Annotated in this window: 20 protein-coding genes; 16 read left to right on the top strand and 4 right to left on the bottom strand. The window is 61.5% G+C overall.

What is annotated here, in order from left to right; all coding sequences use genetic code 11:
* Positions 1-33: 33 nt before the first annotated feature.
* The 10 genes from ftsZ (at position 34) to HMPREF1219_RS04555 (ending at position 12,663) form a co-directional block, all read left to right on the top strand.
* Complete coding sequence (ftsZ, locus tag HMPREF1219_RS04600) at positions 34-1,347, top strand: cell division protein FtsZ (RefSeq protein WP_016459343.1); 1,314 nt, start codon at positions 34-36, stop codon at positions 1,345-1,347.
* Between the two features lie 27 nt (positions 1,348-1,374).
* Positions 1,375-2,154 carry a peptidoglycan editing factor PgeF gene (pgeF, locus tag HMPREF1219_RS04595; protein ID WP_016459342.1) on the top strand — a complete coding sequence of 260 codons (780 nt, stop codon included), beginning with the start codon at positions 1,375-1,377 and terminating at the stop codon, positions 2,152-2,154.
* A 100-nt stretch (positions 2,155-2,254) separates the two neighbouring features.
* On the top strand, positions 2,255-2,956 hold the full coding sequence (locus tag HMPREF1219_RS04590) for a YggS family pyridoxal phosphate-dependent enzyme (protein ID WP_016459341.1): 702 nt from the start codon (positions 2,255-2,257) through the stop codon (positions 2,954-2,956).
* A 102-nt stretch (positions 2,957-3,058) separates the two neighbouring features.
* Entirely contained in the window at positions 3,059-3,466 is a 408-nt protein-coding gene (locus tag HMPREF1219_RS04585) for a cell division protein SepF (RefSeq protein ID WP_016459340.1), read from the top strand.
* 115 nt (positions 3,467-3,581) lie between these two features.
* Positions 3,582-3,872 carry a YggT family protein gene (locus HMPREF1219_RS04580; RefSeq protein WP_016459339.1) on the top strand — a complete coding sequence of 97 codons (291 nt, stop codon included), beginning with the start codon at positions 3,582-3,584 and terminating at the stop codon, positions 3,870-3,872.
* Between the two features lie 245 nt (positions 3,873-4,117).
* Positions 4,118-5,020 carry a DivIVA-like cell division protein Wag31 gene (gene wag31 / locus HMPREF1219_RS04575; RefSeq protein WP_016459338.1) on the top strand — a complete coding sequence of 301 codons (903 nt, stop codon included), beginning with the start codon at positions 4,118-4,120 and terminating at the stop codon, positions 5,018-5,020.
* 449 nt (positions 5,021-5,469) lie between these two features.
* Positions 5,470-8,646, top strand: a complete 3,177-nt coding sequence (gene ileS, locus HMPREF1219_RS04570; RefSeq protein WP_016459337.1) for an isoleucine--tRNA ligase — start codon at positions 5,470-5,472, stop codon at positions 8,644-8,646.
* A 252-nt stretch (positions 8,647-8,898) separates the two neighbouring features.
* Positions 8,899-9,726, top strand: coding sequence for an EamA family transporter (locus tag HMPREF1219_RS04565; protein ID WP_016459336.1), 828 nt, complete (start codon positions 8,899-8,901; stop codon positions 9,724-9,726).
* Between the two features lie 35 nt (positions 9,727-9,761).
* A complete protein-coding gene (locus tag HMPREF1219_RS04560; protein ID WP_016459335.1) occupies positions 9,762-11,159 on the top strand; it encodes an amino acid permease in 1,398 nt (465 codons plus the stop codon).
* 136 nt (positions 11,160-11,295) lie between these two features.
* Positions 11,296-12,663, top strand: a complete 1,368-nt coding sequence (locus HMPREF1219_RS04555) for a DNA polymerase IV (RefSeq protein WP_016459334.1) — start codon at positions 11,296-11,298, stop codon at positions 12,661-12,663.
* A 207-nt stretch (positions 12,664-12,870) separates the two neighbouring features.
* On the opposite strand, the gene HMPREF1219_RS04550 is transcribed toward HMPREF1219_RS04555, so the two are convergent.
* Positions 12,871-13,809, bottom strand: coding sequence for an asparaginase (locus HMPREF1219_RS04550; protein WP_016459333.1), 939 nt, complete (start codon positions 13,807-13,809; stop codon positions 12,871-12,873).
* A 482-nt stretch (positions 13,810-14,291) separates the two neighbouring features.
* On the opposite strand from HMPREF1219_RS04550, the gene HMPREF1219_RS04545 reads away from it, so the two are divergent.
* Positions 14,292-14,918, top strand: a complete 627-nt coding sequence (locus HMPREF1219_RS04545; protein WP_425387087.1) for a WKL family lipoprotein — start codon at positions 14,292-14,294, stop codon at positions 14,916-14,918.
* Positions 14,919-15,027: 109 nt separating this feature from the next.
* Here HMPREF1219_RS04545 and HMPREF1219_RS04540 read toward each other — a convergent pair whose 3' ends face one another.
* A complete protein-coding gene (locus tag HMPREF1219_RS04540) occupies positions 15,028-16,695 on the bottom strand; it encodes an ABC-F family ATP-binding cassette domain-containing protein (RefSeq protein ID WP_016459331.1) in 1,668 nt (555 codons plus the stop codon).
* A gap of 420 nt (positions 16,696-17,115) precedes the next feature.
* Positions 17,116-18,069, bottom strand: coding sequence for a hypothetical protein (locus HMPREF1219_RS04535; protein ID WP_245554391.1), 954 nt, complete (start codon positions 18,067-18,069; stop codon positions 17,116-17,118).
* Positions 18,070-18,316: 247 nt separating this feature from the next.
* Between HMPREF1219_RS04535 and lspA the strand changes: the two genes are divergently transcribed.
* The 3 genes from lspA to HMPREF1219_RS04520 are packed head-to-tail and all read left to right on the top strand — an operon-like array spanning position 18,317 to position 20,263.
* On the top strand, positions 18,317-18,823 hold the full coding sequence (lspA, locus tag HMPREF1219_RS04530; protein WP_016459329.1) for a signal peptidase II: 507 nt from the start codon (positions 18,317-18,319) through the stop codon (positions 18,821-18,823).
* The gene (locus tag HMPREF1219_RS04525) at positions 18,820-19,740 is read left to right on the top strand and encodes an RluA family pseudouridine synthase (RefSeq protein ID WP_016459328.1); all 921 of its coding nucleotides are present in this window, start codon (positions 18,820-18,822) and stop codon (positions 19,738-19,740) included. The genes lspA and HMPREF1219_RS04525 overlap by 4 nt, the downstream gene beginning before the upstream one ends.
* Positions 19,712-20,263: a hypothetical protein gene (locus tag HMPREF1219_RS04520; protein ID WP_016459327.1), complete on the top strand. Its 552-nt coding sequence runs from the start codon at positions 19,712-19,714 to the stop codon at positions 20,261-20,263. The genes HMPREF1219_RS04525 and HMPREF1219_RS04520 overlap by 29 nt, the downstream gene beginning before the upstream one ends.
* 113 nt (positions 20,264-20,376) lie before the next feature.
* Here the strand turns inward: HMPREF1219_RS04520 and rarD are convergent, their stop codons facing one another.
* Positions 20,377-21,276, bottom strand: a complete 900-nt coding sequence (gene rarD, locus HMPREF1219_RS04515; RefSeq protein ID WP_016459326.1) for an EamA family transporter RarD — start codon at positions 21,274-21,276, stop codon at positions 20,377-20,379.
* 196 nt (positions 21,277-21,472) lie between these two features.
* Between rarD and dnaE the strand changes: the two genes are divergently transcribed.
* On the top strand, positions 21,473-25,039 hold the full coding sequence (dnaE, locus tag HMPREF1219_RS04510) for a DNA polymerase III subunit alpha (RefSeq protein WP_211212630.1): 3,567 nt from the start codon (positions 21,473-21,475) through the stop codon (positions 25,037-25,039).
* A gap of 307 nt (positions 25,040-25,346) precedes the next feature.
* Positions 25,347-26,546 (top strand): cobalamin-independent methionine synthase II family protein, encoded by a 1,200-nt coding sequence (locus HMPREF1219_RS04505; protein WP_016459324.1) that lies wholly within the window; start codon positions 25,347-25,349, stop codon positions 26,544-26,546.
* Positions 26,547-26,607: the final 61 nt, after the last annotated feature.

Below are 26,607 nucleotides of genomic sequence, written 5' to 3'. Positions count from 1 at the left end.
GCGATTTGTAACAGAAAGGCGAGTCCACCCACCATGACCTCACCAGATAACTACCTCGCCGTCATTAAGGTCGTCGGAGTCGGCGGCGGCGGTGTCAACGCGGTCAACCGGATGATCGAGGAAGGTCTGAAGGGTGTCGAATTCATCGCCATCAACACGGACTCCCAGGCGCTCATGTTCTCCGACGCGGACGTCAAGCTCGAGATCGGGCGCGCCGCCACGCGCGGCCTCGGCGCCGGGGCAAACCCCGAGGTAGGGCGCGCCTCCGCGGAGGACCACAAGAACGATATCGAGGAAATCCTCAAGGGTGCGGACATGGTGTTCGTCACCGCCGGCGAGGGTGGCGGAACCGGCACGGGTGCCGCCCCCGTCGTGGCCAATATTGCCAAGAAGCAGGGCGCCCTCACCGTTGGTGTGGTCACCCGCCCGTTCACCTTTGAGGGGCGCGCACGCACCAAGCAGGCTCTCGACGGCATCGAGGCCCTGCGCGAGGTGTGCGACACCCTCATCGTCATCCCCAACGATCGTCTCCTCCAGCTGGGCGACGAAAACCTCTCCATGCTCGACGCGTTCCGCGCCGCCGACGAGGTGCTGTTCAACGGCGTTGACGGCATCACCCGCATCATCACCACGCCCGGCATCATCAACGTGGACTTCGCCGACGTTCGCGCCGTCATGAGTGACGCGGGCACCGCCCTTATGGGCATCGGCTCCGCGCGCGGCGAAAACCGCGCCGTCACCGCCTCCATGCAGGCCATCGAATCCCCGCTGCTGGAATCCACCATCGAGGGCGCACACGGCCTGGTGGTCTCCTTCGCCGGCGGCTCCGACATGGGCCTCCACGAGGTGAACGAGGCCGGCCGACTCATCGCCGAGAAGGCCGACGAGGACGTCCAGACCATCTTCGGTGCGATCATCGACGACAATCTCGGCGACGAGATTCGCGTCACCGTCATCGCCACCGGCTTTGACAACAAGAACAACACCGAGGAAGCAAAGCGGAAGGCTGACGAGGTGCCCGGTGGCCACGCCGAGCCTGGCTCGGCCAGCACTGGCGCCACTTCCGGTGCCGCCGGCGAGGGTGCACGCACCGCGCACAGCTTCCGCGACGACGCGGATTCACCCACCACGGCCTCCGAGTCCCGTGACTCTCTCTTCGGCGGGCGGTACACCCACGACGAGGGTTCCTCACGGCACAGCCTTGCCGACGACGACCGTGGACGCGACGAGCGCCGCGGGCTGTTCACCGACCGTGACGCATCGTCCTCGCGCAGCTACCGCGACCGCGACCGTGACTTTGGCGACGACGGGGACGACGACCTCGACGTGCCGAGTTTCCTGCGCTAGCAGGGTACCGACGGAAAGAGTCAGACCGTGACCGCCACCACCCCGCAGGATCCGTCGCAGCGCGTGCGGATCTTCTTCACCAACCGCGTCACCGGTGCCTCGAAGCCTCCCTACGACGGCTTCAACCTCGGCGACCACGTGGGTGATGACCCCATCGCGGTGGAGGAAAATCGCGCGAGGCTCGCACGGACTATCGGTGTTCCGCGCTCGCGCCTCGTGTTCATGGAGCAGGTCCACTCCACCACGGTGACCGTGGTGGACGGCACCACCCCGGTGCCAGTGCCCGCAACCGACGCCATCGTCACCACCGACGAGGGCCTCGCACTCATCGTGCTCACCGCCGATTGCGTGCCGGTGCTGCTTTGCGACGCCACCGCCGGTGTCGTCGCCGCCGTCCATGCCGGGCGACGGGGCGCACAGGGTGGGATCGTCCCTGCGACGGTGCGCACGATGTGTGAACTCGGCGCCAACCCGGCCGCCATGCACGCGTGGATCGGGCCGGCCGCCTCCGGGCGACACTACGAGCTCCCCGCGAACATGGTGGAGGAAGTAGAGCAGCAGTTGCCGGGAAGTGCCACGACAACGGTGGCCGGCACGCCGGGGGTTGACCTGCGTGCTGGGCTCGTCCGGCAGCTTTACGCGGTGGGTGTCCGCTCCGTGACGACAGATCCGCGCTGCACGATTGAGGACCGCGAATTTTTCAGCTACCGGCGCGACGGGACAACGGGGCGCCAAGCCTCCGTCATTTACCTTTTCGGCCAACCCCGGCACACGGGGCGCAGACGAAGCACCGGTGGACGGCGGTGAGTAGCGGCCTTCTAGCTCTTTGGGCAAGAGACTTAAGACGCTTCCGGTAGAGCACGTGAGAAAAAATAGGCAAGTTTCTACTAAGGAAAGGTGAGACAAGGTGACTCGGGCAGACGAGATAGCTCAGGGCTTGAAGCGGGTGCTTCAGCGCATCGAGGAGGCGAAGCAGAAGGCCGGGAGGTCTGACGAGGTGCGGCTTCTCCCCGTGACCAAGTTCCACCCCGCCGAAGACATCGCCATCCTCCACTCTCTGGGGGTCACCGAGGTAGGGGAAAACCGGGACCAAGAGGCCAAACAGAAGGCCGCCGAATTCCCCTCGATGAGCTTTCACATGCTCGGCCAGATTCAGACGAAGAAGGCTAATTCCGTGGCGCGGTGGGCGCAGGCGGTGCAGTCACTCGACTCCGTCACCCTCGCCCAGGCGCTGGACCGGGGAATGCAGCTGGCGCTCGACAGGGGCGATCGGACGACGGACACCCTCGACGTGTTCGTCCAGCTCTCCCTCGACGGCGACCCGGCCCGCGGAGGCGTGGTGGACGGCGACCTGCCAGAACTCGTAGACGCAATCGCCGGAACGGAGCACCTGCGCCTGACAGGACTCATGTGTGTGCCCCCTGTAGAGGCCGACCCCTACGAGGCGTTCGCTACCGCTAGGCAGGTAAAGGAGAAACTGGAAAAGACGGTGGGGAAGCCGTTGGAATTCTCCGCCGGAATGTCCCATGACCTCGAGGTGGCAGTGGAAAGTGGTTCCACTTTAGTGCGTGTCGGAACCGACATCTTGGGACCACGTCAAATACCGTAACAATAAAGCATAGAGCGACAAACAGTAAGAGCCCGCGGGCATGGTAGAGTGCCTGCACCAAAACCACAGCACTCATAGGTGCGAAAAGGAAGGAAAAAGAGCATGACTAACGTGCAGAAGTTTAAGGAGTTTTTCGGATTCGGTCCGGCGGAGGACTTCGTCGCCGAGGACGAGTACTACGGATCCCAGGACCGCACCCGTACCGAGGGGCGTTACGAGCGTTCCTACGGGTACGCTGATCGCCACTACGAGCCGTCGGTGGTGACGGTTCGTCTCAACAGCTACCAGGAGGCCCGCCAGCTGGGGGAGCCCTTCCGCGATGGTGACGCCGTTGTGTTCGATATGACCGCCATGGATACCGCCGACGCTCGCCGTATCGTGGACTTCGCCGCTGGCCTCGTCTTTGGTGCACGTGGCACGATGGAAAAGGTCGCGCGAAAGACGTTCGCCATCATCCCCGAGGGAGCCGATATCACCCTCGCCGAGCTCGAGCGCGCCGCCCGCCGTTAGGCAGCAGTCAACGGCGGCGTGGTGGACGCACCTATGAGTTTTACCGACACCTAAGTAACGCCGTGCGCCCCCGGAATCGACCGGGGGCCATTTTTTTGGCTAGAGTAGTGCAATTGTGACGACGCTTATTCAAATCCTCCTCCTTTTAGTCCAGATCTACACAGTCATCCTCGTGGCACGCATCCTCATTGAGATGATCGCCTCCTTCTCGCGATCGTTTCGGCCGCCCCGGTGGTTCTCCGTGATCTCCGAGCCCCTGTTTGTTGTGACCGATCCACCAGTGAAGGCGCTCCGACGCCTCATTCCGCCTCTGCGGATGGGGAATATAGGGCTCGATATGAGTGTTCTGGTTTTGTTTTTTATTCTGCAACTGGTGCAAATTTTCCTCACCATGGCACTTCGCTAAAAATACTCTCTTACATGCATGTTTAGCGGATTAGTGCAGGTGGTTCGCGTCCGGATTCATGCGCATTTTGCCATCTAGTTTCCATGTCGTAGGTGTGACTTGCGTTGTTTATGGGTACACTAGTGACAGGAAAAGAATTAAGATTAAGTAAAAGTTGAAGTGCATCCCCATGGGATGCACCCACCTTTACTGGTGCAAATTAGTTTGCAGCAGTCAAACCACCTAGGTAGTGAAGGGATCCGTCAATGCCGCTGACTCCAGCTGACGTGCACAATATAGCCTTTAGCAAGCCGCCGATTGGAAAGCGCGGCTACAACGAAGACGAGGTGGATCAGTTCCTCGACCTCGTCGAGGACGAACTTGCCCGCTTGCAAGATGAAAATGACGCTCTGCGTCAGCGGGTAGAGGATCTGCAGAAGGAGCGTGGCTCCGCCGGCGGTTCCTCCGTCGCCGCCGTCTCCCGTGTGGATGAAGATGCGATCCGTCGCGAGGTTGCCAAGGAATACGAGGCCAAGCTCGCCGATGCCAACAAGCAGCTCGCCACCGCCCGCGAGGACGCAGACAAGGCCCGCCGCGAGGCGGCCTCCGCCCGCAGTCAGCAGCAGACCTCCCGCGTTGCCAGCGCCACCGCCCCCGCCGAGGGTCAGGCCTCTGCAGAAACGCACATGCAGGCCGCCCGCGTGCTCGGGTTGGCACAGGAGATGGCCGACAGGCTCACCAACGACGCCCGCTCCGAGAGCCAGTCCATGCTGGACGAGGCCCGCGCAGCAGCAGAGTCCACCATTTCCGACGCGAACTCCTCCTCGCAGCGCACGCTTGCTGATGCCAAGCAGCGCTCCGACAAGATGGTGCGCGAGGCGGAGGAGAAGGCCGAGCGTCTCATCGCAGATGCAAACACCAAGTCCCAGCAGCAGTTGCAGCAGGCCCAAGACAAGGCAAACGCCCTGCAGGCGGATGCCGAGCGCAAGCACACCGAGATCATGGCCACCGTCAAGAGCCAGCAGGCCGCCTTGGAGAACCGTATCGAGGAGCTGCGCACCTTCGAGCGCGAGTACCGTACACGCCTCAAGACCCTGCTGGAGTCCCAGCTGGAAGAGCTGAACAGCCGCGGTTCCTCCGCTCCGCGTAACCCGCAGGGCACCAAGTAACCCGGACCCCCGTCGCGGTCGTGGATGCGCGAGCTACGGGGCATCTGCCCGGTAGCTCTGCTCGCATTCAAGCATCCCGGTGGCAGGTTGTGCCCACGCAGTCACTGCGGTTAACCAGGTAGATTGGTTCCGCCGCAGTGGGCGTAGCAGTACATGAGATATCCCTTCCCGTATAGCGGGAGGGGATATTTTGCTATGTGGAACGGCATCGGTGGTATAGTTCTTTGCAAGGCTATGACCCGGCTATCACCGGCGAGCTCCCGGAAGAACAGCGTCGCGGCTGCACACCGCAGCGTGGCGCCTAGTAGAACCGGGCGGATATCAGATCGCCGATACAGATCCTTAAAAACTCGAGCGGAAGTGCTAGGCGCTTCAAGCAGGGTGGTACCGCGCAACTCTTGCGTCCCTGCGTTAACAAAAAATGAGAAGTTTTTAAGGAGTGATCCACTATGACGGCGAAAAGCAACGTAGGTAATGTTTACCCGCGCGTCGACCTGTCCGGCGGCACGAGCAATTTCCCCACGATGGAAGAAAACGTGCTGGAGTACTGGGATAAGGACGACACTTTTCAGGCTAGTCTCAAGCAACGCGAAGACTCTCCCGAGTACGTCTTCTACGATGGCCCGCCTTTTGCAAACGGCCTTCCTCACTACGGACACCTCCTCACCGGCTACGTCAAGGACATCGTTCCCCGCTTCGAGACGATGAAGGGCAAGCTCGTCCGCCGCGTCTTCGGCTGGGATTGCCACGGCCTGCCGGCGGAGCTGGAGGCGGAAAAGCAGCTTGGCATCAAGGACAAGGGTGAGATCGAAGATATGGGCCTCGCCGCCTTTAACAAGTACTGCGCCGAGTCCGTGCTCCGCTACACCGAGGAGTGGAAAGATTACGTCACCCGCCAGGCACGCTGGGTGGACTTTGATAATGGCTACAAAACGATGGACCTCCCGTTCATGGAGTCCGTCATGTGGGCATTCAAGACGCTGTACGATAAGGGCCTCATCTACCAGGGCTTCCGCGTCCTGCCGTACTCGTGGGCTGAGCACACGCCGCTGTCCAACCAGGAGACCCGCTTGGACGATGCCTACAAGGATCGCCAGGATCCCACGCTGACCGTGACGTTTCCCATCACCGGTGCGGACGAAGGCAGCGCCGGCGAGAAGGTCCTCTCGAGGCTTTCCGAGGTCTCCTTCCTCGCCTGGACGACCACGCCTTGGACCCTGCCGTCCAACCTGGCTCTCGCGGTGAACCCGTCCGTGAAGTACGTCGTCGTCACGGTGGGCGAGGATGGCCTCAAGGAGTTCGCCGGCCGCAAGTTCCTGCTTGCCGAGGCGCTCGTGGGCGAGTACAAGAAGGAGCTCGGTTCCGCCGAGGTAGTTGATAGCTTTGAGGGGCGCGAGCTGGAGGGCCTGACCTACGAGCCGCTCTTCGATTTCTTCCTCGATACCCAAAACTCCTTCCACGTGCTGCTCGCCGATTACGTCACCACCGACGACGGCACCGGTGTCGTCCACCAGGCTCCCGCCTTTGGTGAAGACGATATGAACACGTGCAAGGAATACGGCGTGGGGCTCGTCATCCCCGTGGACGAGGACGGCAAGTTCACCTCCCAGGTTCCTCCCTACGAGGGCCAGCTCATCTTTGATGCCAACAAGAACATCATCAAGGATCTGAAGAAGGCCATGCGCGTGGTGCGTCACCAGACCATCGTGCACAGCTACCCGCACTCGTGGCGTTCCGGCGAGCCGCTCATCTACATGGCGCTGCCGTCCTGGTTCGTCTCCGTTACCAAGTTCCGTGACTGGATGGTGGAGCTCAACCACAACGAGGTGGAGTGGATCCCGGCGCACATCCGCGACGGCCAGTTTGGCAAGTGGCTGGAAGGTGCCCGCGATTGGAACATCTCCCGCAACCGCTACTGGGGTTCCCCGATCCCGGTGTGGGTCTCCGATAATGACGAGTACCCGCGTGTGGATGTTTACGGCTCCCTCGACGAGCTGGAGCGTGACTTCGGCGTGCGCCCGACGAGCCTGCACCGCCCGTACATTGACGAGCTCACCCGCCCGAACCCGGATGACCCGACGGGTAAATCCACCATGCGACGAGTGCCGGAGGTACTGGACTGCTGGTTCGAATCCGGTTCCATGCCGTTCGCGCAGAAGCACTATCCGTTTGAGAACCAGGAGTGGTTCGAGACCCACTCGCCGGCGGACTTCATTGTAGAGTACTCGGGCCAGTCCCGTGGCTGGTTCTACCTGCTGCACGTGCTGTCCACGGCGCTGTTTGATCGCCCCGCGTACAAGCGCGTGGTGGCACACGGCATCGTGTTGGGCAATGACGGCCTGAAGATGAGTAAATCCAAGGGAAACTACCCCAACGTGAAGGAAGTGTTCGACCGTGACGGCTCGGACGCCATGCGCTGGTTCCTCATGAGCTCACCGATTCTGCGCGGCGGAAACCTCATCGTCACCGAGGAAGGCATCCGCGAAGGCGTGCGTCAGGCGATGCTGCCGATGTGGAACGCCTACAGCTTCCTCCGCCTGTACTCCTCCAGGCCGGCTACGTGGTCGGTGGATTCCACCGACGTACTTGACAGGTTCATCCTGGCCAAGACGCACGATCTGGTGAACGATGTGGACGCTGCGCTGTCCGCCAGCGACATCTCCACTGCCTGTGACGAGGTGCGCGTGTTCTGCGACGTGCTCACGAACTGGTACGTGCGTCGTTCCCGTGACCGCTTCTGGGCGGGCGACGACGAGTACCCGGAGGCCTTCAACACCCTCTACACGGTGCTGGAGACCCTGTGCCGAGTGACGGCTCCGCTGCTCCCTATGACCACCGAGGTGATCTGGCGCGGCCTGACGGGCGAGCGCTCGGTCCACCTCACCGATTACCCGGTTGCCGCGGACTTCCCAGCCGACCCGAAGCTTGTTGCCACGATGGACCTTGTGCGCAACGTGTGCTCCTCGGCATCCTCCATCCGGAAGGCCGCGCAACTGCGCAACCGCCTGCCGCTTAACAAGCTCACGGTTGCTGTCCCGGAGGCCGATAGCCTGGAGGAGTTTGCGCCGGTTATTCGCGATGAGGTAAACGTGAAGAACGTCGAGCTCACCACCGATGTGGATGCGGTTGGCTCATTCAAGGTCAACGTGATCCCCAAGGTTGCAGCACCACGCCTGGGCAAGGACTTCCAGGCCACGCTCGTGGCGGTGAAGAAGGGCGACTACGAACGCGACGGCGATACCGTCAAGGCCGCCGGCCAGGTTCTCCAGCCCGGCGAGTACGAGGAAGTACTCGTTGCTGCCGACCCAGACTGCACTGCACGCATCAGCGGGCACAGTGGCCTCGTGGTTCTGGATAAGAACGTGACTGAGGAGCTAGAGGCTGAGGGCTGGGCCGCCGACGTCATCCGTGGCCTGCAGGATGCCCGTAAGGCCAAGGACTTCGAGGTTTCCGATCGCATCACGGTCCGCCTCCAGGTCCCCGCTGAGAAGCAGGAGTGGGCCGAGCGGTTCGCCGACCACATCGCCGAGGAAGTTCTCGCCACCGACTTCGCCTTCACACAGGAGAAGGGTGATCACGAGATCATCGACGGTGTAACCGCAACGCTGACGAGGAACGAGAAGTAGGCGCGGGCGAAAAGAAGATAACCGCCTAAGACTCAAGGGCTGACGATGACGTGTGTTGTCGTCAGCCCTTGACTTCTTGGTGTGGCGACATCTCAAAACCGACGAGGCTGGTCGCACAGCACGCACCGGGATTTCCTGTGCCACCAGCGGAGGTGCGTGGAATCCGCACATCCCGGGTCACCTTTGCCATGTGCGTTGATCTGCTCTAGCCTCGCGAATTGCGGGAAAGGGGGGAGCTTTAGGATAGTGAGAATGCAGAAACTTTATATCCCGCTGCTGATGATTCTCTCGGGAACCTCCAATTACCTGGGGGCAGCGCTCGCAGTGAACCTGTTTGGAATTGAAAACCCGTGGATTGTGGCGTGGATGAGGGTTGGGGCGGCAGGAATCATCATCGCTCTCGCGTTGCAGCCTTCCCTGACGCAGTGGCTGAGCTGGCAGGCGCTCATCTACGGAGTGGTCACGCTGGGTATGAACACTTCTTTCTATGAAGCGATCCAAACCATCCCGCTGGGCATGGCTGTGGCAATCGAATTCATCGGTCCGATCTGTGTCGCCGCGTGGGGGAGCAGGACGGTGCGGGATTGGATAGCTTTGTGTGCTGCTGCCACCGGTGTCGTGGTTCTCAGTGGAACCCAGTGGGGGGCGAACTTCACTGGCATTCTGTGGATCCTGGCTTCTGCGTTTTTGTGGGCTATGTACATTCTCGTGTCTAACCGGCTCGCTTCGAGCGATTCCACGTTCCACACGATGGGGGTGGGGTTGACCTATGCTTCGCTGCTTGTCATCCCGCTTGTTGCATGGCGGTGGGAGCCTATTCCTGCTACTGGGCCAAGCGTGTGGCTCCTTATAGCGATGGCGATAGGGCTCGGCCTGCTCAGTGCCGTCATCCCATTTGTGCTGGATCTCATCATGCTGAAATCGGCATCGCCGGATTATTACGCGGTGCTGCTCGCCCTTCTGCCCGTGACCGCCGCGGTGATCGGCATGATTGCCCTGGGGCAGATTCCCAGCGCGGTGGAAGTGCTCGGTATCCTGCTCATCGTCATCGCCGTCACCCTCCGTAAACAGACCGCTTAGTTCACTTTCTAGACCAAGCGGTATATAGTGAGTTTGTGGACGAAATCTCGACAAAAGAAACCGAAGGTTACAAAAAGGACCTCAAGCCGCGCCACATCCAGATGATCGCGCTGGGTGGCGCTCTGGGGACGGGGCTCTTCCTCGGCGCCGGTGGCAGGCTGGCCGTTGGCGGACCCGGGCTTGCACTTGTGTATGTGGTGTGCGGGCTCATCGGCTACCTCATGCTCCGCAGCCTGGGGGAGATGGTGGTACACCGCCCCACCTCGGGTTCTTTTGCGTCCTACTCCCGCGAGTTCCTCGGCGAGCGGGCCGCCTTCGTAGCCGGATGGATCTACTTCCTCGCATGGGTGACGGTGGGCACCACGGACCTGACGGCCGTGGCCATCTACCTCAAGTTCTGGCCACTGTTCCACGACGTTCCGCAGTGGGTACTCGTCGCCTGCGCCCTGGTCGTGGTCCTCTCCGTCAACCTGCTCGGCGTCAAGGTGTTCGGTGAGGCGGAGTACTGGTTCGCCGCGGTCAAGGTTAGTGCGCTCGTCATCTTCCTTGTCGTGGGTGTTGTTCTCCTCGTCACCGGCCACGCGCCCGGCGGCACCGTGAGCGCCACATCGGTGGCGGATTGGTTCCCGCACGGGGTGATGCCACTGGTCATCCTCACGCAAGGCGTGGTGTTTGCCTACGCCGGCATCGACATGATCGGCATCACCGCCGGGGAGACTGCCGACCCGGAGCACCAGATTCCGAAGGCCATCAATACTACGGTGTTCCGCATCGTGTTCTTCTACGTTGGCTCGATTCTGCTTCTCGGCTTCCTTCTCCCGTACACCGCCTACAGCGCCGGAGAATCACCCTTTGTCACCTTCATGAATTCCATCGGCGTTCCCTACGCGGGCGACATCATGAACCTCGTTGTTCTCACCGCGGCCCTGTCCAGCGTCAACGCCGGCCTGTACGCCACGAGCCGCATCCTGCGGCCACTCGCGCTGTCCGGCTCCGCACCCGGTTACCTGGGCAAACTCTCTGAGCATGGGGTTCCTAAGAATGGCATCCTCACCACGGCCACGCTCATGGTTGTGGGGATCGTGGCCAACTACTTCGTCCCGGAGCTTGCCTTCGAGGTGTTCCTCAACCTGGGGGCGATCGGAATCCTCGGTATGTGGGCCATGATTTGCCTGTCTCACCTAGGCTTTGTCCGCTCGGGTGCCCCGCGCCCTGCCTACCGCTCCTCTCCGCTTTTCGACGTCCTCGTACTCGCTTTCCTGTTCGGTGTCTTCATCCTTATGGCCTTTGACAAGCCGGTGGGCACCGCCACCGTCGTTGTCACCCTTGTGGGGCTCATCCCGGCGTTTGCGATCGGCTGGTATTTCGTCTCCAAGCACCAAAGAGAAAAGACAGTGGCCGTCCCAGATGTGGAGAAGGTTCCCGCTTCCTAATTACGTGCCGGTGCCCGCGTGTGGCACCAGAAGCGAGAAAGGCGCGATTGATGCGGAACTGCCCCACTGGCGGCTGCACCCCGTGCAGCTGGCAGCAGCACGGGGTGCAGGTGGCGTAGCACGTTAAGATGATCACATGCAGCGCTGGGTTCTTCACATCGACATGGACGCGTTCTTCGCCTCCTGTGAACAACTCACGCGCCCTACTCTGAGGGGCAAACCCGTGCTCGTTGGGGGAGTCAACGGCAGGGGAGTGGTCGCAGGCGCATCCTACGAAGCACGGGCCTTCGGCGCGCATTCCGCGATGCCCATGCACCAGGCTCGAGCCCTCGTGGGCTACACAGCGATCTCCGTCACCCCGCGCAAGGTGGTGTACTCGGCGGTTAGCCGGCGGGTAATGGAGCTGCTCCAGCGGGAGGCAGGGATTATCGAGCAGCTCTCGGTGGACGAGGCCTTTATGGAGCCCGCTGAGCTCCACGGAGCGTCCGTGGACGAGGTGAAAGCGTGGGCGAACCAGCTGCGGGAGAAAATCCGCACGGAAATTGGTATCCCTTCATCCGTGGGGGCGGGTGCCGGCAAACAGTACGCGAAAATCGGCTCGGGGTTGGCCAAGCCCGACGGCACGTTTGTCATCTCTAGGGGGGAACAGGAGGCGATCCTGGGGCACCTTCCCGTGCGCAAGCTGTGGGGTGTGGGCCCGGTTGCGGAGGCGAAACTGCGTGGCCTCGGCATCACCACCATCAGTGAGCTCGCCGCGATGAGCAGGAAAGAGGTGGAGGTCACCCTGGGCAAGGCGGTGGGGGCTACCCTGTGGGAACTTGCCCGGGGAATCGATGATCGTGTCGTCGCCCCGCGCGCGGTGGCCAAGCAGGTATCGGCGGAGCAAACGTATCCCCGCGATCTCATCACGGTGGACGAGGTGGATGACGCGGTCCGGCGCAATGCCGAGGATGCCCACGCCCGTTTGCTTAAGGACGGACGGGGTGCGCGAACGGTGACCGTAAAGCTTAAGATGGCGGATTTCCATATCGAATCCCGCAGTTACACGCTGCCGTACGCCACAGACGAGTTCGACACGTTGTTTGCAGCTGCCATGAGGATCACCCGCTACCCCTCGGAGTTGGGGGCGATCCGCCTGGTTGGGGTGAGCTTCTCGGGGCTGGAGGAGGCGCTGCAAGATGTCCTCTTTCCGGAGCTTGACCAGGAGATCAACCGTGAGGAGGTGGTGACCGAGTACGACGCTGGCGTGGATTTCCCGGAGGTCACCGTCAACGCCGAGGGTGAGGCGGTGGTGTCCCGCTGGCGGGCGACGCAGGATGTTTCGCACCCCGATTATGGACACGGCTGGGTGCAGGGAACCGGGGGCGGAATCGTCACCGTGCGGTTTGAAACTCGTACCACCGGCCCTGGTCGGATCCACACTTTTGATGTCGATGACGAGCAACTACAGCCCGCCGATCCACTCGATAGCTTGGATTGGGACGATCTCGGCAGCGCCGACTAGCCCCCACGACGGCCCCGGCGTTTTCCACGGCCCAACGCTATTTGGCGGGCCCCGACGTTTTCCACAGCCGGGTCGTATTTCGACGGCCCCCCGACGTTTTCTACGGCCCGTCGTATTTCGACGGGCCCCGGTTGATCGTGAGGCTCCCCCCCTCCATTCGTCCCTCGTCCATTCCTGGACGAGGGACGGCCTCACGTTAGGGTTCTCCTAGAAAAATGTTGCGGGGTTCCTGCCGGAAGCAATCGCGGCGGCGAGAAGGATGCGCGACTGGCCGGCGCGGAAGTAGCGAGACCCCAGTGCGCCCTTATCGAGGAGGGTTTTGCCACCGCCGACACCGCCGTAGGTGCCGGAAATCTCGCCACGGGGAACGCGGGTGGAGATGACCACAGGGATGCCCTTCTCCAGGGCGTCGCCAAGCCCCTCAGCGAACTCCGTGCCCACGTTTCCGTTGCCCATCGCCTCCACCACGATGCCCTGGCAACCGCAAGCTAGGACGCTATCGATGAGGTCGCGGGGCGCGCCGGGGTAGGCGTAGAGGACATCCACGCGAACATCGCCAAGCTTGACGGGCTCCACTGGATCGGCCCGCTCGGGCTCCTCGGGTGCGTTGGTGCCAAACGCCAGCTCGTCGGAGGTGTGGAACTTGAGCGCGCCACGGGCAGGAAGCACCGCGTGCCCGAACACAATGAGCGTGCCGATGTCGCGCGCGGAGGGCTCGCCCGCAGTGAGCACTGCCTCCAGGAGGTTCTGGGGGCCGTCCCCGTCGGGGTCATCGAACGGGTGCTGAGCGCCGGTGAACACGACGGGGCGGGGATCCCGCACCAGCGTGTCCACGGCGATAGCTGATTCCTCCATCGAGTCAGTGCCGTGAGTAACAACGATGCCGTCAACATTGTCGTCCTCAAAGACTTCCCGGACCCGCTCGACAATCCGGTCCAGGTCCTGCATCGTCAGCGATGAGGAATCCAGTTGGTCGAGGTGGTTGGGGGTGACGGTGATCCCGGACCCCTCCAGCTGGGGCTTGATCCGCTCGATGAGGTCTTCGCCGGAGACCGTCGGGATGAGCCCACCTTCGCAATGGGTGCAAGCGATTGTTCCACCTGTGGTGATAATGACAATCTGACGTGGGGAAACAGCTTCAGTCATACTATTTACTCTAACATCGCGAGGCTGCCCAGATTCGCTGTTTTACAGGCTGAGTGGAGTTCTGGGCTACGCGGAGGAGTAGTCCCGCCGGGTGGAGGCACCGGGGGAGTCGCGGTGCGCGCGTGGCGTACGGGGCTTGACGCCCTTCATTCATAGCTTTGACTTGGAACAGATAGTTGTGAATAATGGCACCCACGCACGTACCCAGACCCAACGTGGAACAGTGTGCTACTTTGCGCGAGGTAGGAACCACGAATGCTAGTAACGAGCGCGTTGTAACCGTATATAGACCGTATAACGGTGCACTAAGGTGAAACGATGCGGCCGCAGTGGTAATGCTATTTTGACGATGGCGGGACTGTTTATTACGTTTTTGTTACGACACTGACCCGTGTACGATGTAAACGACTGTGGCCTGAGGGTTCAAAGTGGCCAACGAGAAAGCCGAGATGGTGGCTGAAACCACCAGTAAAAGGAGAAACGTGAAAAGCTCGAAGATTGCACTCGCAGCGATGGCTGTAAGCCTGTCCGTTTTTGTCAGTGCCTGTGGCGGTAACTCTGAGGAATCAACCTCGTCGTCCGCATCTGCCTCTGCAGAGGCAACGACGTCGTCTGAGGCAGCCCCCACCACCGCAGCGCTGCCCACCGTCGCCGATCTCAACGCCGTGATCGCAACTGCCACCGATCCGGCTGCCACCGTGGAGCAGAAGATCCTCACCGTTCAGGGTGGCGAGACCGCACCTGAGCTGTTCGAGACGATGACCCAGTCCAAGGCTGAGTCCGGCGCCAACTTCACCGTCGTGGAGCCCGTCCTCCCGGGATACACCCCGGATTCGGTGCTCGCCACCGTCAACTTCACCCTTCCGGATATGGCCCCGCAGACCGCGGAGAACGTCGAGTTCGTATTCGAGGATGGGCACTGGAAGCTCTCCCAGCAGTGGGCGTGCACGCTCATCCAGAACACCGTCCAGCCTGAGCAGGTCCCGCCGATGTGCCTCGGCGGAGACGCAGCTGCAGTTCCGGCACCCGCCGAAGGTGCTGACCCTGCTGCGCCTGCACCCGCAGAAGCCCCTGCAGCAGATCCCGCAGATCAGGGAGCTGCGCAGTAATAGAATTCGGTGCTCGTAGCGGCATCGGATAAAGGGAAGAAAGAATCGTCGCAGGCCCAGGGCCTGCGACGATTTTCCTTTAGCCGAGCTGTGCTCAGCACACGGCTTGTTAGCTCTGCTCCTTTAGCTCCTGCACACCCGTCTCATGGTCCATGAGGAATTTTCTTCCCACCCACCGATCGCGCAGCCACCGGTCGTGGCTCGCGACAATGACGATACCTGGGAAGCTGGCGATCGCCCGCTCCAGATCTTCCGCGAGGGTTAAGGAAATGTGGTTCGTCGGTTCGTCGAGAAGCACAATGTCAGGAGGGCTGGCCAGCGTGATACCGATAGCAACGCGGCGGCGCTGGCCCAACGACAGCGCCCGCATCGGCAGGGCCGCGACATCGGGAGTCAACAGCCCCATTTCCTCCAGGCTGGGGGAACCTGCGGGCGTCGCCTGGTCAAAGGTGGCCGCCGCTGTAAGAGAGAGATCCTCCCATCGGGAGTCCTGCGCCAAGTAGCCCACGGAGAGGCCCTCGGCAATCGTCATGAACCCCTCGGTAAACGGGACCGTCCCCGCGATGACACCGAGCAGGGTGGACTTGCCCGCACCGTTGTCCCCCTGGATGAGGATGTGGTCACGATCAAGCACATCGAGGTCCACCGCGGGCATACGATCCTCCACGGCAATTTCGAACAAGCTGATGGAGGGATCAGAGGAGCGGGTGAGAGTGACAGAATCGGTCCGGCCGGTGGCGAAGGTGAGTGGCTTCGGCGGGGCGGGGAGAGCATTTCTATCCAGCTCTTCCAGGCGGTTACGCGCGCTACGGATCCGGGTGCCCGCAGTCTTCGCCGCACGATCGGCGTAGAACTTGGCTGCCATGCGGGTTTCGGACTTGTTCTCCGTGGAATGGAAGATGTCCTCCTCCGTTTTTTCCAGCTTGTTTTCCAGCATGGCGCGCTCGTTTTCCTGCGCGTTGTACAGCGACTGCCAGCGCGTCCGAGTCTTGTCGCGCTCCTCAAGGTAATCCGAGAAGCTGCCGGTGAAAAACGTCGCCTGCCGCGTCGATTCTCCCCGTCCGCCCTCGGGGGCGAGCCCCGGGTCGAGATCGATGATGCACGTGGCGGCGTTGTCAAGGAAATACCTGTTGTGGCTCGAGGTGATGACCGGGCCACGGTAGTTGTTCAGCTCCTCGATGATGAAATCGGTGGCTTGGTCATCGAGGTGGTTGGTGGGCTCGTCGATGAGCAGGCAGTCAGCGGGGCTGACAAGCAACATGGCGAGGGCGAGGCGGCGGCGCTGGCCACCGGAAATCTCCGCGATGGTGGAGTGGCGGTCCAATCCCTCCACACCAAGGCCGGTGAGAACCTGCTCGATGCGAGAATCGAGGGTCCACAGCTGGAATGCATCGGCCCTGGCGAGTGCGTCGTCGTAGGCGCTGGATAGGCTCACCAGGTTGGGTGCCTCCGCCAGGCGCGCTGACAACTCGATGATGTCCGTCTCGATCGCTTGGACTTCTCCGACAGCGTGATCGATGAGGTCCTGCACGGTGTTGTCGGGGCGCAGGCTGACCTCTTGGGGAAGGTACCGGGTGCGCTCCGGGAGGTGTAGGGTTCCAGAATCCGGGGTGAGCTGGCCCGCTAGTAGCGACAGAGTGGTTGACTTGCCCGAACCGTTTTCCCCGATGAGACCCGCGACCTGGCCCGCGCCAACGGTGAAGGTAACATCCGTGAGGACCCGCGCGCCACCGGGGTAGGAGAAGCTCAGGCCATCGGCCTTGATGTACTTTTTCATCTCATCCTCACAGCATTAAGTGACGGTTGTGGTGAAACCGTCCGGTGGCGTGGATCCCAGATATCGGGCTCCACGGTGGCCAGCACAGCAAGCATGATCCCTGGTGACACACGAATCACACCACTGCAACTGGGTAACTTTTCTATTTACCATTCTATTTCTCCCGGTGAGTAAAAACCTAACGGTCGCTGTGTAGCGAACAATTGCCGCGTGGTGTACATCCGCCGTGTGGCTAACATTCGCTGCGGGGCGAATCGCCACACGGAGGAAAGGGATGCCTGGCAGACATCGATGGCTAAGTCCCCGGTGCGCGCGGGGCCACAAGTCCGTCGTGCCCCGGCGCGAGTCCACACCAGAGGCTTGCCGTGCCGGATAAGGGGCGCGAGGAGAGCGCGGGTGCCAGGCCGGGGAGATTCGAGACTAGGAAAAGTCGGTTTTTTGGAAGGTGTCTTGGACGACGGCGTACTCGCTGGACTTATTGCCGTACACGGTGCGGGTGGTCAGCGTCGATTGTCCGGCGGTGGGATAGGGCTTTTCTAGGTCAATGGTGATGGTGGAGGAGCTGGAGGTCTCAGCGGATTGGACATCGACCGTCTCACCGGAATCCAAAGTCAGGGCCCCGATCGTGGGGTGCTGGGAAACTGTTGCATTTACTACAACGGTGGAGCCCTCATGGCTGACCAGCGTGTACGAGGTGACCTGGGCGGTATTTGATTCACCAATCACCGGCATCTCCACGGTCCAGGTGGCTCCCGGCGCGATGGGGTCGTCGGGGAAGATGACCAGCTGGCCGACGAGGGCGGAAACGTAGCCCTCGAGGAGTGCGTCGACTTCGTCGGTGGAATTATCCGGCTGGGTGTAGCTGATTGCGGTGACGCGGCCGGTTCCCGTGGCTTCCCACGTTGCGGCGATGCCGTTGGCGGGGGAGACATCGACGGTGTCTTCTACATGGACCGCCGACGGGTCTGTACGTGCGAGGTCGGTGAGGGTCATGGTGACGCTGCGGGAGGCGCCTGCCTCGTCGTCGGAAAGCTGCGTCGTGGTGAGCTCGGCGGTGCCTGTCAGCGGCGCTCCCGCGACGTCGGCCGGGGGTTCGGGGGAGACCTGCGCTGCTGGGACAGCGGTTTGGGAGAAGCCAAGACTGACGTTGAAGTGTGCGGTTTGTGTGGCATCGAGGTCCTGGTAGGCCACGGGCCGACGTTCTCCTTCCCCGAAGGAAGTCACCGTGACCCTGGGGGCTTCGATGGATGCTTTCACGCTCGTGTGGTTTGTCTCTGAGGCGGGGGCATCGTCGCCGCTGCTTGCGCAACCGGAAAGGACGAGTGCGGAGGTGAGACACGTTGCTGCTAGAACTGCGCGGGCTGAAAGTTTCACATCTACCAACATAGTGGACCGGGGCATTGCGACGGGCCCACGGTACCGACGGCCACTATGGTCCCGACGCTCACGACGGTCACGCTCACGACGGTGGTTGGGCTTTTCGACGGTCACGACGGTCACGACGGTCACGCTGGGCGACTAGCTGGGCGGAGAGTGGACCGTTGAACCGTTCAAAGTAGGAAGGAAAGCCCTCGGCCCGCGTTATTGGCAATTCTCCCCCTAGATAGGCGAGAATGAATAGGTGGCTACACTCACGAGAAGATATGGAAGGTTAGTTCTAGCAATAACACTCATCGTTGCCGTCGTCGATCAGGCAGTGAAAACACTGGTCCTCGCAAACATGAGCCCAGGGGAAAAGGTACCCATCATCGGGGATTGGTTCCGGTTCCTCCTCACTTTCAACTCCGGCGCAGCATTCTCCATGGGAGAAAACTCCACGTGGGTGTTCACCACCATCCAGCTTGTCTTCATCGTGGCGGTATTTACCTACTTCCTGCCACGGCTAGGTAGCCGGTGGACGGCGGTTGGCGTAGCGCTTATCGCCGGGGGTGCGCTGGGCAATGTCATCGACAGGCTGTTCCGCGCACCGGGATTCTTCGTTGGCCACGTGGTGGATTTCATCTCCGTGGGCAACTTCGCCATCTTCAACGTCGCGGATTCCGCGATCACCGTCGGAGTGGTGGTGTTCATCATCGGTGTTGTGCTTGAAGAAAACAGCAAGTCAACGGCCGAGGAGCCGGTCAAATGACAGTGCGAAGGTTGCCCATCCCCGAGGGAATCGGCGGACTTAGGGCTGATCAAGGGCTGTCCAAATTGTTGGGGCTGTCCCGCTCAGCCGTGGCGGAGATCATCGCGCAGGACGGCGTGCGACAAGACGACCGAGTGGTGAGCAAATCCACACGCCTGGCACCCGGAACATGGGTGGACGTACAACTACCCGGCCCGAAGCAGCCACTCCTCCCGCAGGCGGAAGAAGTAGTGGGAATGAAGATCCTCCACGTCGATTCGGATGTCGTTGTGGTGGACAAGCCAGTCGGCGTGGCAGCACACCCCACCGTCGGATGGGAAGGAAAAACTGTCCTCGGAGGGCTTGCAGCCGCCGGAATCGATGTCACTACCTCCGGCCCGCCGGAGCGCAAAGGAATCGTCCACAGGCTCGACGTGGGAACCAGTGGAGTCATGGTTGTCGCCCGCTCAGAGCGCGCCTACACGCTGCTGAAAAAGGCATTTCGGGAACGCACCGTAGACAAAACTTACCACGCCGTAGTGCAGGGTCACCCAGATCCGCTGGAGGGGACCATCGAGGCACCCATTGGTAGGCATCCGAAGAAAAGCTACAAATTCACCGTCATTGAGGGCGGAAAAATGGCCGTCACCCACTACGAAACACTCGAGGCATTCCGCGAAGCATCCCTCCTTAAAGTGCACCTGGAAACCGGCCGCACGCACCAGATTCGTGTGCACTTTTCCTCCCTGCACCACCCGTGTGTGGGAGATCCGATGTACGGTTGCGACCCGAAACTAGCCAAACGATTGGGCCTCAAACGTCAGTGGTTGCACGCCGTGAGTTTGGGGTTTGACCACCCCAACGGGCGGCACCTGGTCATCTCGTCCGATTACCCCGAGGATCTGTCTCATGCGCTGGATATTTTGCGGCAAAACTAGTGGGCCCAGCTTGGCGCGCCGGGTGAAAGCCGGAGTGGTTGGCGGGGCGATGTGTCTTGCCGGGCTTTCCGGCTGCGGGCAGTTCGACTCAGCGCCCGAGTTTCGCCCCTACGAGGATCAGCTGGGGCCGGACTCGGGTGAGTCGATCGATTCCTATGTCGCGCGCACCCCGTTCACTGCTCCAGAGGCGCCCACGTGGGCGATGGTCACCTTTACGCAGCCGCTGCCCTTTGCCGAGGCTGCGCGGTTTGCTCAGTCGTATGCGCCGGAGCGCGTCAACCAGTTGGTGTTTCCTGACCGAGCACCGGGAACCGTTCCAGAGCCGAGCGACTACGCTTCCCGTGAGAAACTGTTCGAGCTCTACGGTAGGCTTGCAGGGGCCGAGGCAGTAAGTGGCCTCGTGGTTCGCGCAGACCCTGTGGCGTTGACCGGGATGAATGAGGATTCCCGTGTGTTCCATGTGGAGGCCTTGCCTCCCGATGCTACGTGGGGGTTCATCGGCGTGCGTCCCGTTCGCTTGTAAGGGTCCCGATCGGCTACGAACGGGCCCGATCGGTGAGGAACGGGGGAGAGCTGTGGGAGGCTGGATGGAGACGTCGACAAGCTAGTCGTTGGGCACGCGTTGAGTAAGCGACGCTAGGACGCGCCGTCGGACGCAGTGGGAACTGTGGAGGGCTCGTGGGAGTGACGGGAACGGGCGAGCTTGGACTCGCTGACGAGGTACAAGACGATTGCATCCCAGATGATAACGAACCCCGCCCAGCGCACGGGCGAAATCTCCTCGTGCTTGACAAACAGGGCCCAGAAAAACTGCATCGTGGGGGAGATGAACTGCAGCATCCCCATGGTGGACAGGCTCACCCGCTGCACGGCTGTGCCGAAGAGAAGGAGGGGTACCCCCGTGACGATGCCCGCGGTGGCTAGGAGGAGAGCGTGGCCCGTGCCCTGAGAAGCAAACGTGCCGGAGCCGGTGACCTCGAGGTAAATGATGAACGCGAGGGCAAAGGGGGTGAGGACCGCGGTCTCAGCGGTGACGGATGCCACCGAAGAGATGGTCACCTTCTTCTTCACTGCCCCGTACACCGCGAAGGTGACGGCCACCCCGATTCCCAGGTATGGGAGCTGCCCACCGGCCACCGTGATAAGAATGACGGCACCGGTGGCGATCGCCACTGCGGCCTTCTTCAACCCGGAGAGCTTCTCCCCAAAGAACAGCATCCCAAAGGCAACGTTGACGAGGGGATTGATGAAGTACCCCAGTGCTGCCTCGGCTACGTGGCCGCTGTTGATGGCATAGACGTAGACGAGCCAGTTACTCGCCACCACAACGCCAGCGATGGCGATGATGCCCCATTGCCTGGCGCTTAAGGCGAGGAGTTCCCGGTGTGCCTTGGTGGCCACGCAGATGATCCCCATGAGCAGAGCCGTCCACACGATCCGGTGGGCGATGATCTCCACCGCGCCCGCAGGCTCGAGGAGCGGAAAATAGGCGGGGAGAAGACCCCACATGAAATAACACAGGGCACCTAAGAGCATGGAATTAGAATAATCGGGAGGATTCTCCCGCGCGTTCCTCAGTACCAGGGAGGAAGTAGTACGTTCTTGTGGTTCGGGCGGATGTCGGTCTGGTGAGTAAGTGGTCGCTCGATGGGTAGAAATGTAGGCACAGCGGGTGCGGTGCCGTGCACGCTGGGCCGGTGGGCTTAGGTGCGCCCCGGCTGTACAATAGGCCATCATGAGTAACTCCTCCTTCGTACACCTGCATAACCACACGGAATACTCAATGCTCGACGGCATGGCGAAGGTGGATATGCTTGCTGACGAGGTCAAACGGCAGGGCATGCCGGCGGTGGGGATGACCGACCACGGCAACATGTTCGGCTCTGACGCGTTCTATCGCAAGATGACCTCCGAGGGGATCAAGCCTATCATTGGCATCGAAACATACATGGCGCCGGACAGCCGCTTTAACAAGAAGCGCGTGCTGTGGGGCGAGCCGCACCAGAAGAAGGACGATGTCTCCGCCTCGGGCGCGTACCTGCACCAGACGATGATCGCCGAAAACGTCACCGGGCTGAAGAACCTCTTCTACCTGTCCTCCATGGCCTCGTACGAGGGCCAGCTGGGCAAGTGGCCCCGCATGGATGCAGAGCTCATCGCCGAACGCCACGAGGGCATCATCGCCACCACCGGCTGCCCCTCGGGCGACGTGCAAACCCGCCTGCGGTTGGGTCAGTTCGACGAGGCACTTGCCGCCGCCGCCAAGTGGCAAGATATCTACGGCAAGGACAATTTCTTCCTTGAACTCATGGACCACGGGCTGGACATCGAACGGCGCGTGCGCGATCAGCTGCTGGAGATTGGCAAGCGCCTCAACCTGCCACCCCTAGTTACCAACGACTGCCACTACGTGCTCCAGTCCCAGGCCCACGATCACGAGGCCATGCTCTGCGTGCAGACCGGCAAGACGTTGCAGGACCCGGACCGCTTTAAGTTCGGTGGGGACGGCTACTACATCAAATCCGCCGCACAGATGCGCGACACGTGGGATTCCATGGTGCCCAAGGCGTGCGATAACACGCTGTGGATCGCCGAGCGAGTGGGGGATTACTCGGAAATCTGGGAGACCCACACCCACGACCGCATGCCGATCGCCGATGTTCCCGAGGGCGAAACCCCCACCTCGTGGCTCACCCACGAGGTGATGGAGGGGCTCAAGGCGCGCTTCAACGGCGGCGAGGTGCCGCAGGAGTACATTGACCGGGCGAAGTACGAGATCGACGTCATCGATTTCAAGGGCTACCCCTCGTACTTCCTCATCGTGGCCGAGCTCATCAAGCACGCCCGCTCGGTTGGGATCCGCGTGGGACCGGGCCGTGGTTCCGCCGCTGGTTCGCTTGTCGCGTACGCCATGACCATCACCAACATTGATCCGATGGAACACGGCCTGCTGTTTGAGAGGTTCTTGAACCCGGAGCGCCCGTCCGCCCCCGATATCGATATCGACTTCGACGATCGTCGTCGCTCCGAGATGATTACCTATGCCGCTGAGCGCTGGGGTGCAGACAAGATTGCCCAGGTGATCACCTTTGGCACGATCAAGACGAAGCAGGCGCTCAAGGATTCCGCGCGCGTGCAGTTCGGTCAGCCCGGCTACCAGATCGCCGATCGTGTGACCAAGCTGCTTCCCCCGGCTATTATGGGCAAGGACATTTCGCTGAAGGGTATCGTCGATCCGAACGATAAGCGGTACAACGAGGCTGGCGAGGTCCGCCAGCTCGTTGAGACGGACCCGGATGTGCGTAAGATTTTTGAAACCGCCCGTGGCCTGGAGGGTGTGGTGCGGCAGGCGGGCGTGCACGCCTGTGCCGTGATTATGGCCTGCGTTCCGCTCATGGATCACATCCCGATGTGGAAGCGCGCCCAGGACGGCGCAATCATCACAGGTTGGCCGTACCCCGCGTGCGAGGCCATCGGCCTGTTGAAGATGGACTTCCTGGGGCTGCGCAACCTCACGGTGTTGGGTGACGCACTGGAGAACATCAAGGATAACCGTGGCGAGACCGTCGTGCTTGAGGATCTCACCTACGATGCCCCCGAGGTGTACCAGCTGCTGGGGCGCGGCGATACGCTCGGCGTGTTTCAGCTCGATGGCGGCGGAATGCGCGAGCTTCTGCGCCGTATGAAGCCGACGTGCTTCGACGATATTGTGGCCGCCTTGGCCCTGTACCGACCGGGCCCGATGGGCATGAACGCGCACCTGGATTACGCCGACCGCAAGAACGGCAGAAAGCCCATCGAGCCGATCCACCCGGAGCTCGCCGAGCCACTGGAAGAAATCCTCCGCGATACCTACGGCCTCATCGTGTACCAGGAGCAGATCATGAAGATCTCGCAAAAGGTGGCCAACTACACGGCCGGCGAGGCAGATTACTTCCGTAAGGCGATGGGTAAGAAGAAGCCGGAGGTGCTTAAGCAGCAGTACGCGAAGTTCTCCGGTGGCATGAAAGATAACGGGTATTCGCAGGCCGCCATCGACGCATTGTGGGGTGTCATCGAGCCGTTTGCTTCCTACGCGTTCAACAAGTCGCACGCCGCGGGCTACTCCGTGGTGAGCTACTGGACTGCCTACATGAAGACTTTCTACGCGCAGGAGTACATGGCCGCGTTGCTCACCTCCGTGGGCGATAACAAGGACAAGTCCGCTATCTACCTGGCCGATTGCCGCCACCTGGGAATTAAGGTGTTGCCGCCGGATGTCAACGCCAGCCGTCTCAACTTCCAGGCTGTCGATGACGATGTCCGCTTCGGTCTCGGTGCCGTGCGCAACGTGGGTGCCGACGTGGTGGAGTCGATCGTCAAGACGCGGAAGGAGAAGGGGCGTTTCACCAGCTTCTCCGATTACCTGGACAAGATCGAGACCGTTCCCTGCAACAAGCGTGTGACGGAGTCGCTCATTAAGGCGGGCGCGTTCGACTCGCTCGGCCACCCGCGCAAGGGCCTGGCCCTCGTATTTGAGGATGCGGTTGATTCGGTCATCTCCACCAAGAAGGCCGCCGATAAGGGGCAGTTTGACCTGTTTGCGGGCTTCGGTGGGGGCGGCGATGCGGCGCAGGAGGCAAACGTCTTTGACGTGCAAATCCCCGATGAGGAGTGGGACCGCAAGCACAAGCTCGCCCTCGAGCGGGAGATGCTCGGCCTGTACGTCTCCGGCCACCCGTTGGATGGCTACGAGGAGGCGCTGGCCTCGCAGACGGACACTGAGCTCACAGACATTGTCGGCGGCGAAATGAAGCACGGTAAAGAGGTGAAGATCGGCGGCATCATCTCAACGGTGGACCGGCGCGTGTCCAAGCGTGACGGCTCGCCGTGGGCGATTGTCACCATCGAGGATCACAACGGCGCATCGGTGGACCTGCTCGTGTTTAACAAGCTGTACGCGATCGTGGCCCAGTACCTGGCGGAGGACAACATCATCCTGGCCAAGGCCCACATTTCCATCCGCGATGAGCGCGTGAGCGTGTTCTGCGACGATCTGAAGATCGCCGAGCTGGGGCTTGGCTCCGGCAGCGGTGTGCCGCTTCGGCTCACCATGACCACGGAGGAGTGCACGCTGGATAATATCCACCGGTTGAAGGACGTTTTGGTAAATAACCCTGGCCAAACGGACGTGTACTTGAAGCTGGTCAGTGGCGAGGAGTCCACGCTCATGGTCCTCGACGAGCACCTGCGCGTTGAACGTTCCGCCAACCTCATGGGTGACCTCAAGGCGACGATGGGCGCGGGCATTCTGGGCTAGTGCTTCGGCCCTCACCACCGCTGGAGGTGGGGGAGGGATGTCGCACAGGTGGTGTCGGTGCCCCTCTCGTTTCCTCGGTGCGTGGCTTGCCGACGCTTCGTTCCTCCGTTTCCTCGGTTCGTACGGTCTGCTCGGTGCGGTCCAGCGGTATCGGGAACACTCTGGTTACCCCCGTATTTCACCCCCGCACGAAGCGTAAAAGCACTAGACAAAGCGGTTTGTTTGCGGTGAAAAGTGAAGATTCTGGCTTTTTGTGCTCACGGAACTAATATAGACCATGCTGTCTATCACGTAAGGATGAAAACACATGGTTAACAAGATTCTCACCACACACGTTGGCTCTCTACCCCGCACCCCAGAGCTCCTGGAGGCAAACCTCAAGCGCGACGAGATCGGCGAGGACGCCTTCCGTGAAATTCTCACCAACTCCGTCAACGAGGTGGTTAAGCGCCAGGTTGACCTCGGTATCGACATTGTCAACGAGGGCGAGTACGGCCACGTGACCTCCGGCGCCGTCGACTACGGTGCCTGGTGGAACTACTCCTTCTCGCGTCTGGGTGGGCTCACCATCACGGACGAGGATCGCTGGGCGAACCAGGATAAGATCCGCTCCACCCCCGGCAATATCCAGCTGACGAGCTTCCAGGATCGTCGCGATCGTCAGCGCTTCCGCGAGGCTTACGAGGACCCGGAGGCCGGTGTGCTCGTCGGTCGCGCTTCGGTGGGCAATCCTAAGTTCACGGGCCCCATCACCTACATCGGCCAGGAGCAGACCGGGACGGACGTTAAGCTGCTGAAGAGCGCCATCGAGGCCGCCGGAGGTGACAAGGGTTTCGTCGCCGCGCTGTCTCCGGGGTCGGCTGCACGTCTGAAGAACGAGTTCTACTCGTCTGACGAAGAGGTCGTGTTTGCCTGCGCGGACGCCATGGCTCAGGAGTACAAGATCATCACCGATGCCGGCTTCACTGTCCAGTTCGATGCGCCAGACCTGGCTGAGTCTTGGGATCAGATCAACCCGGAGCCGTCGCTGGATGATTACAAAAAGTGGCTGCAGATCCGCATCGATGCTCTGAACCACGCCATCAAGGATCTGCCGCAAGAGCTCACTCGCCTCCACATCTGCTGGGGCTCCTGGCATGGACCGCACACAACGGACATCCCGTTCGCGGACATCATCGACCAGATCCTTGAGGTCAAGGCCGGCGGCTACTCCTTCGAGGGTGCATCGCCTCGCCACGCCCATGAGTGGCGCGTGTGGCAGGATCACACCCTGCCGGAGAACACGGTCATCTACCCGGGTGTCATCTCGCACTGCGTCAACGCAGTAGAGCATCCGCGCCTGGTAGCCGACCGCATCATCAAGTTCGCCGAGCTCGTCGGCCCGGAGAAGGTCATCGCATCCTCCGACTGTGGCCTTGGCGGCCGCATCAACGGCAAGATCGCCTGGGCCAAGCTTGAGTCTCTCGTGGAAGGCGCTGCGATCGCCTCCAGGGAGCTCTTTGGCTAGGAATTACCTCGTGCGGACGAAAGCGGGAACCGGAGCCTTCCGATTCCCGCTTTCTTATTAT

This window comes from Corynebacterium pyruviciproducens ATCC BAA-1742 (assembly GCF_000411375.1).
GTDB lineage: Bacteria > Actinomycetota > Actinomycetes > Mycobacteriales > Mycobacteriaceae > Corynebacterium > Corynebacterium pyruviciproducens.
Note: the sequence above shows the minus strand (reverse complement) of the source record. Positions and strands in the feature narration are given on the sequence as shown.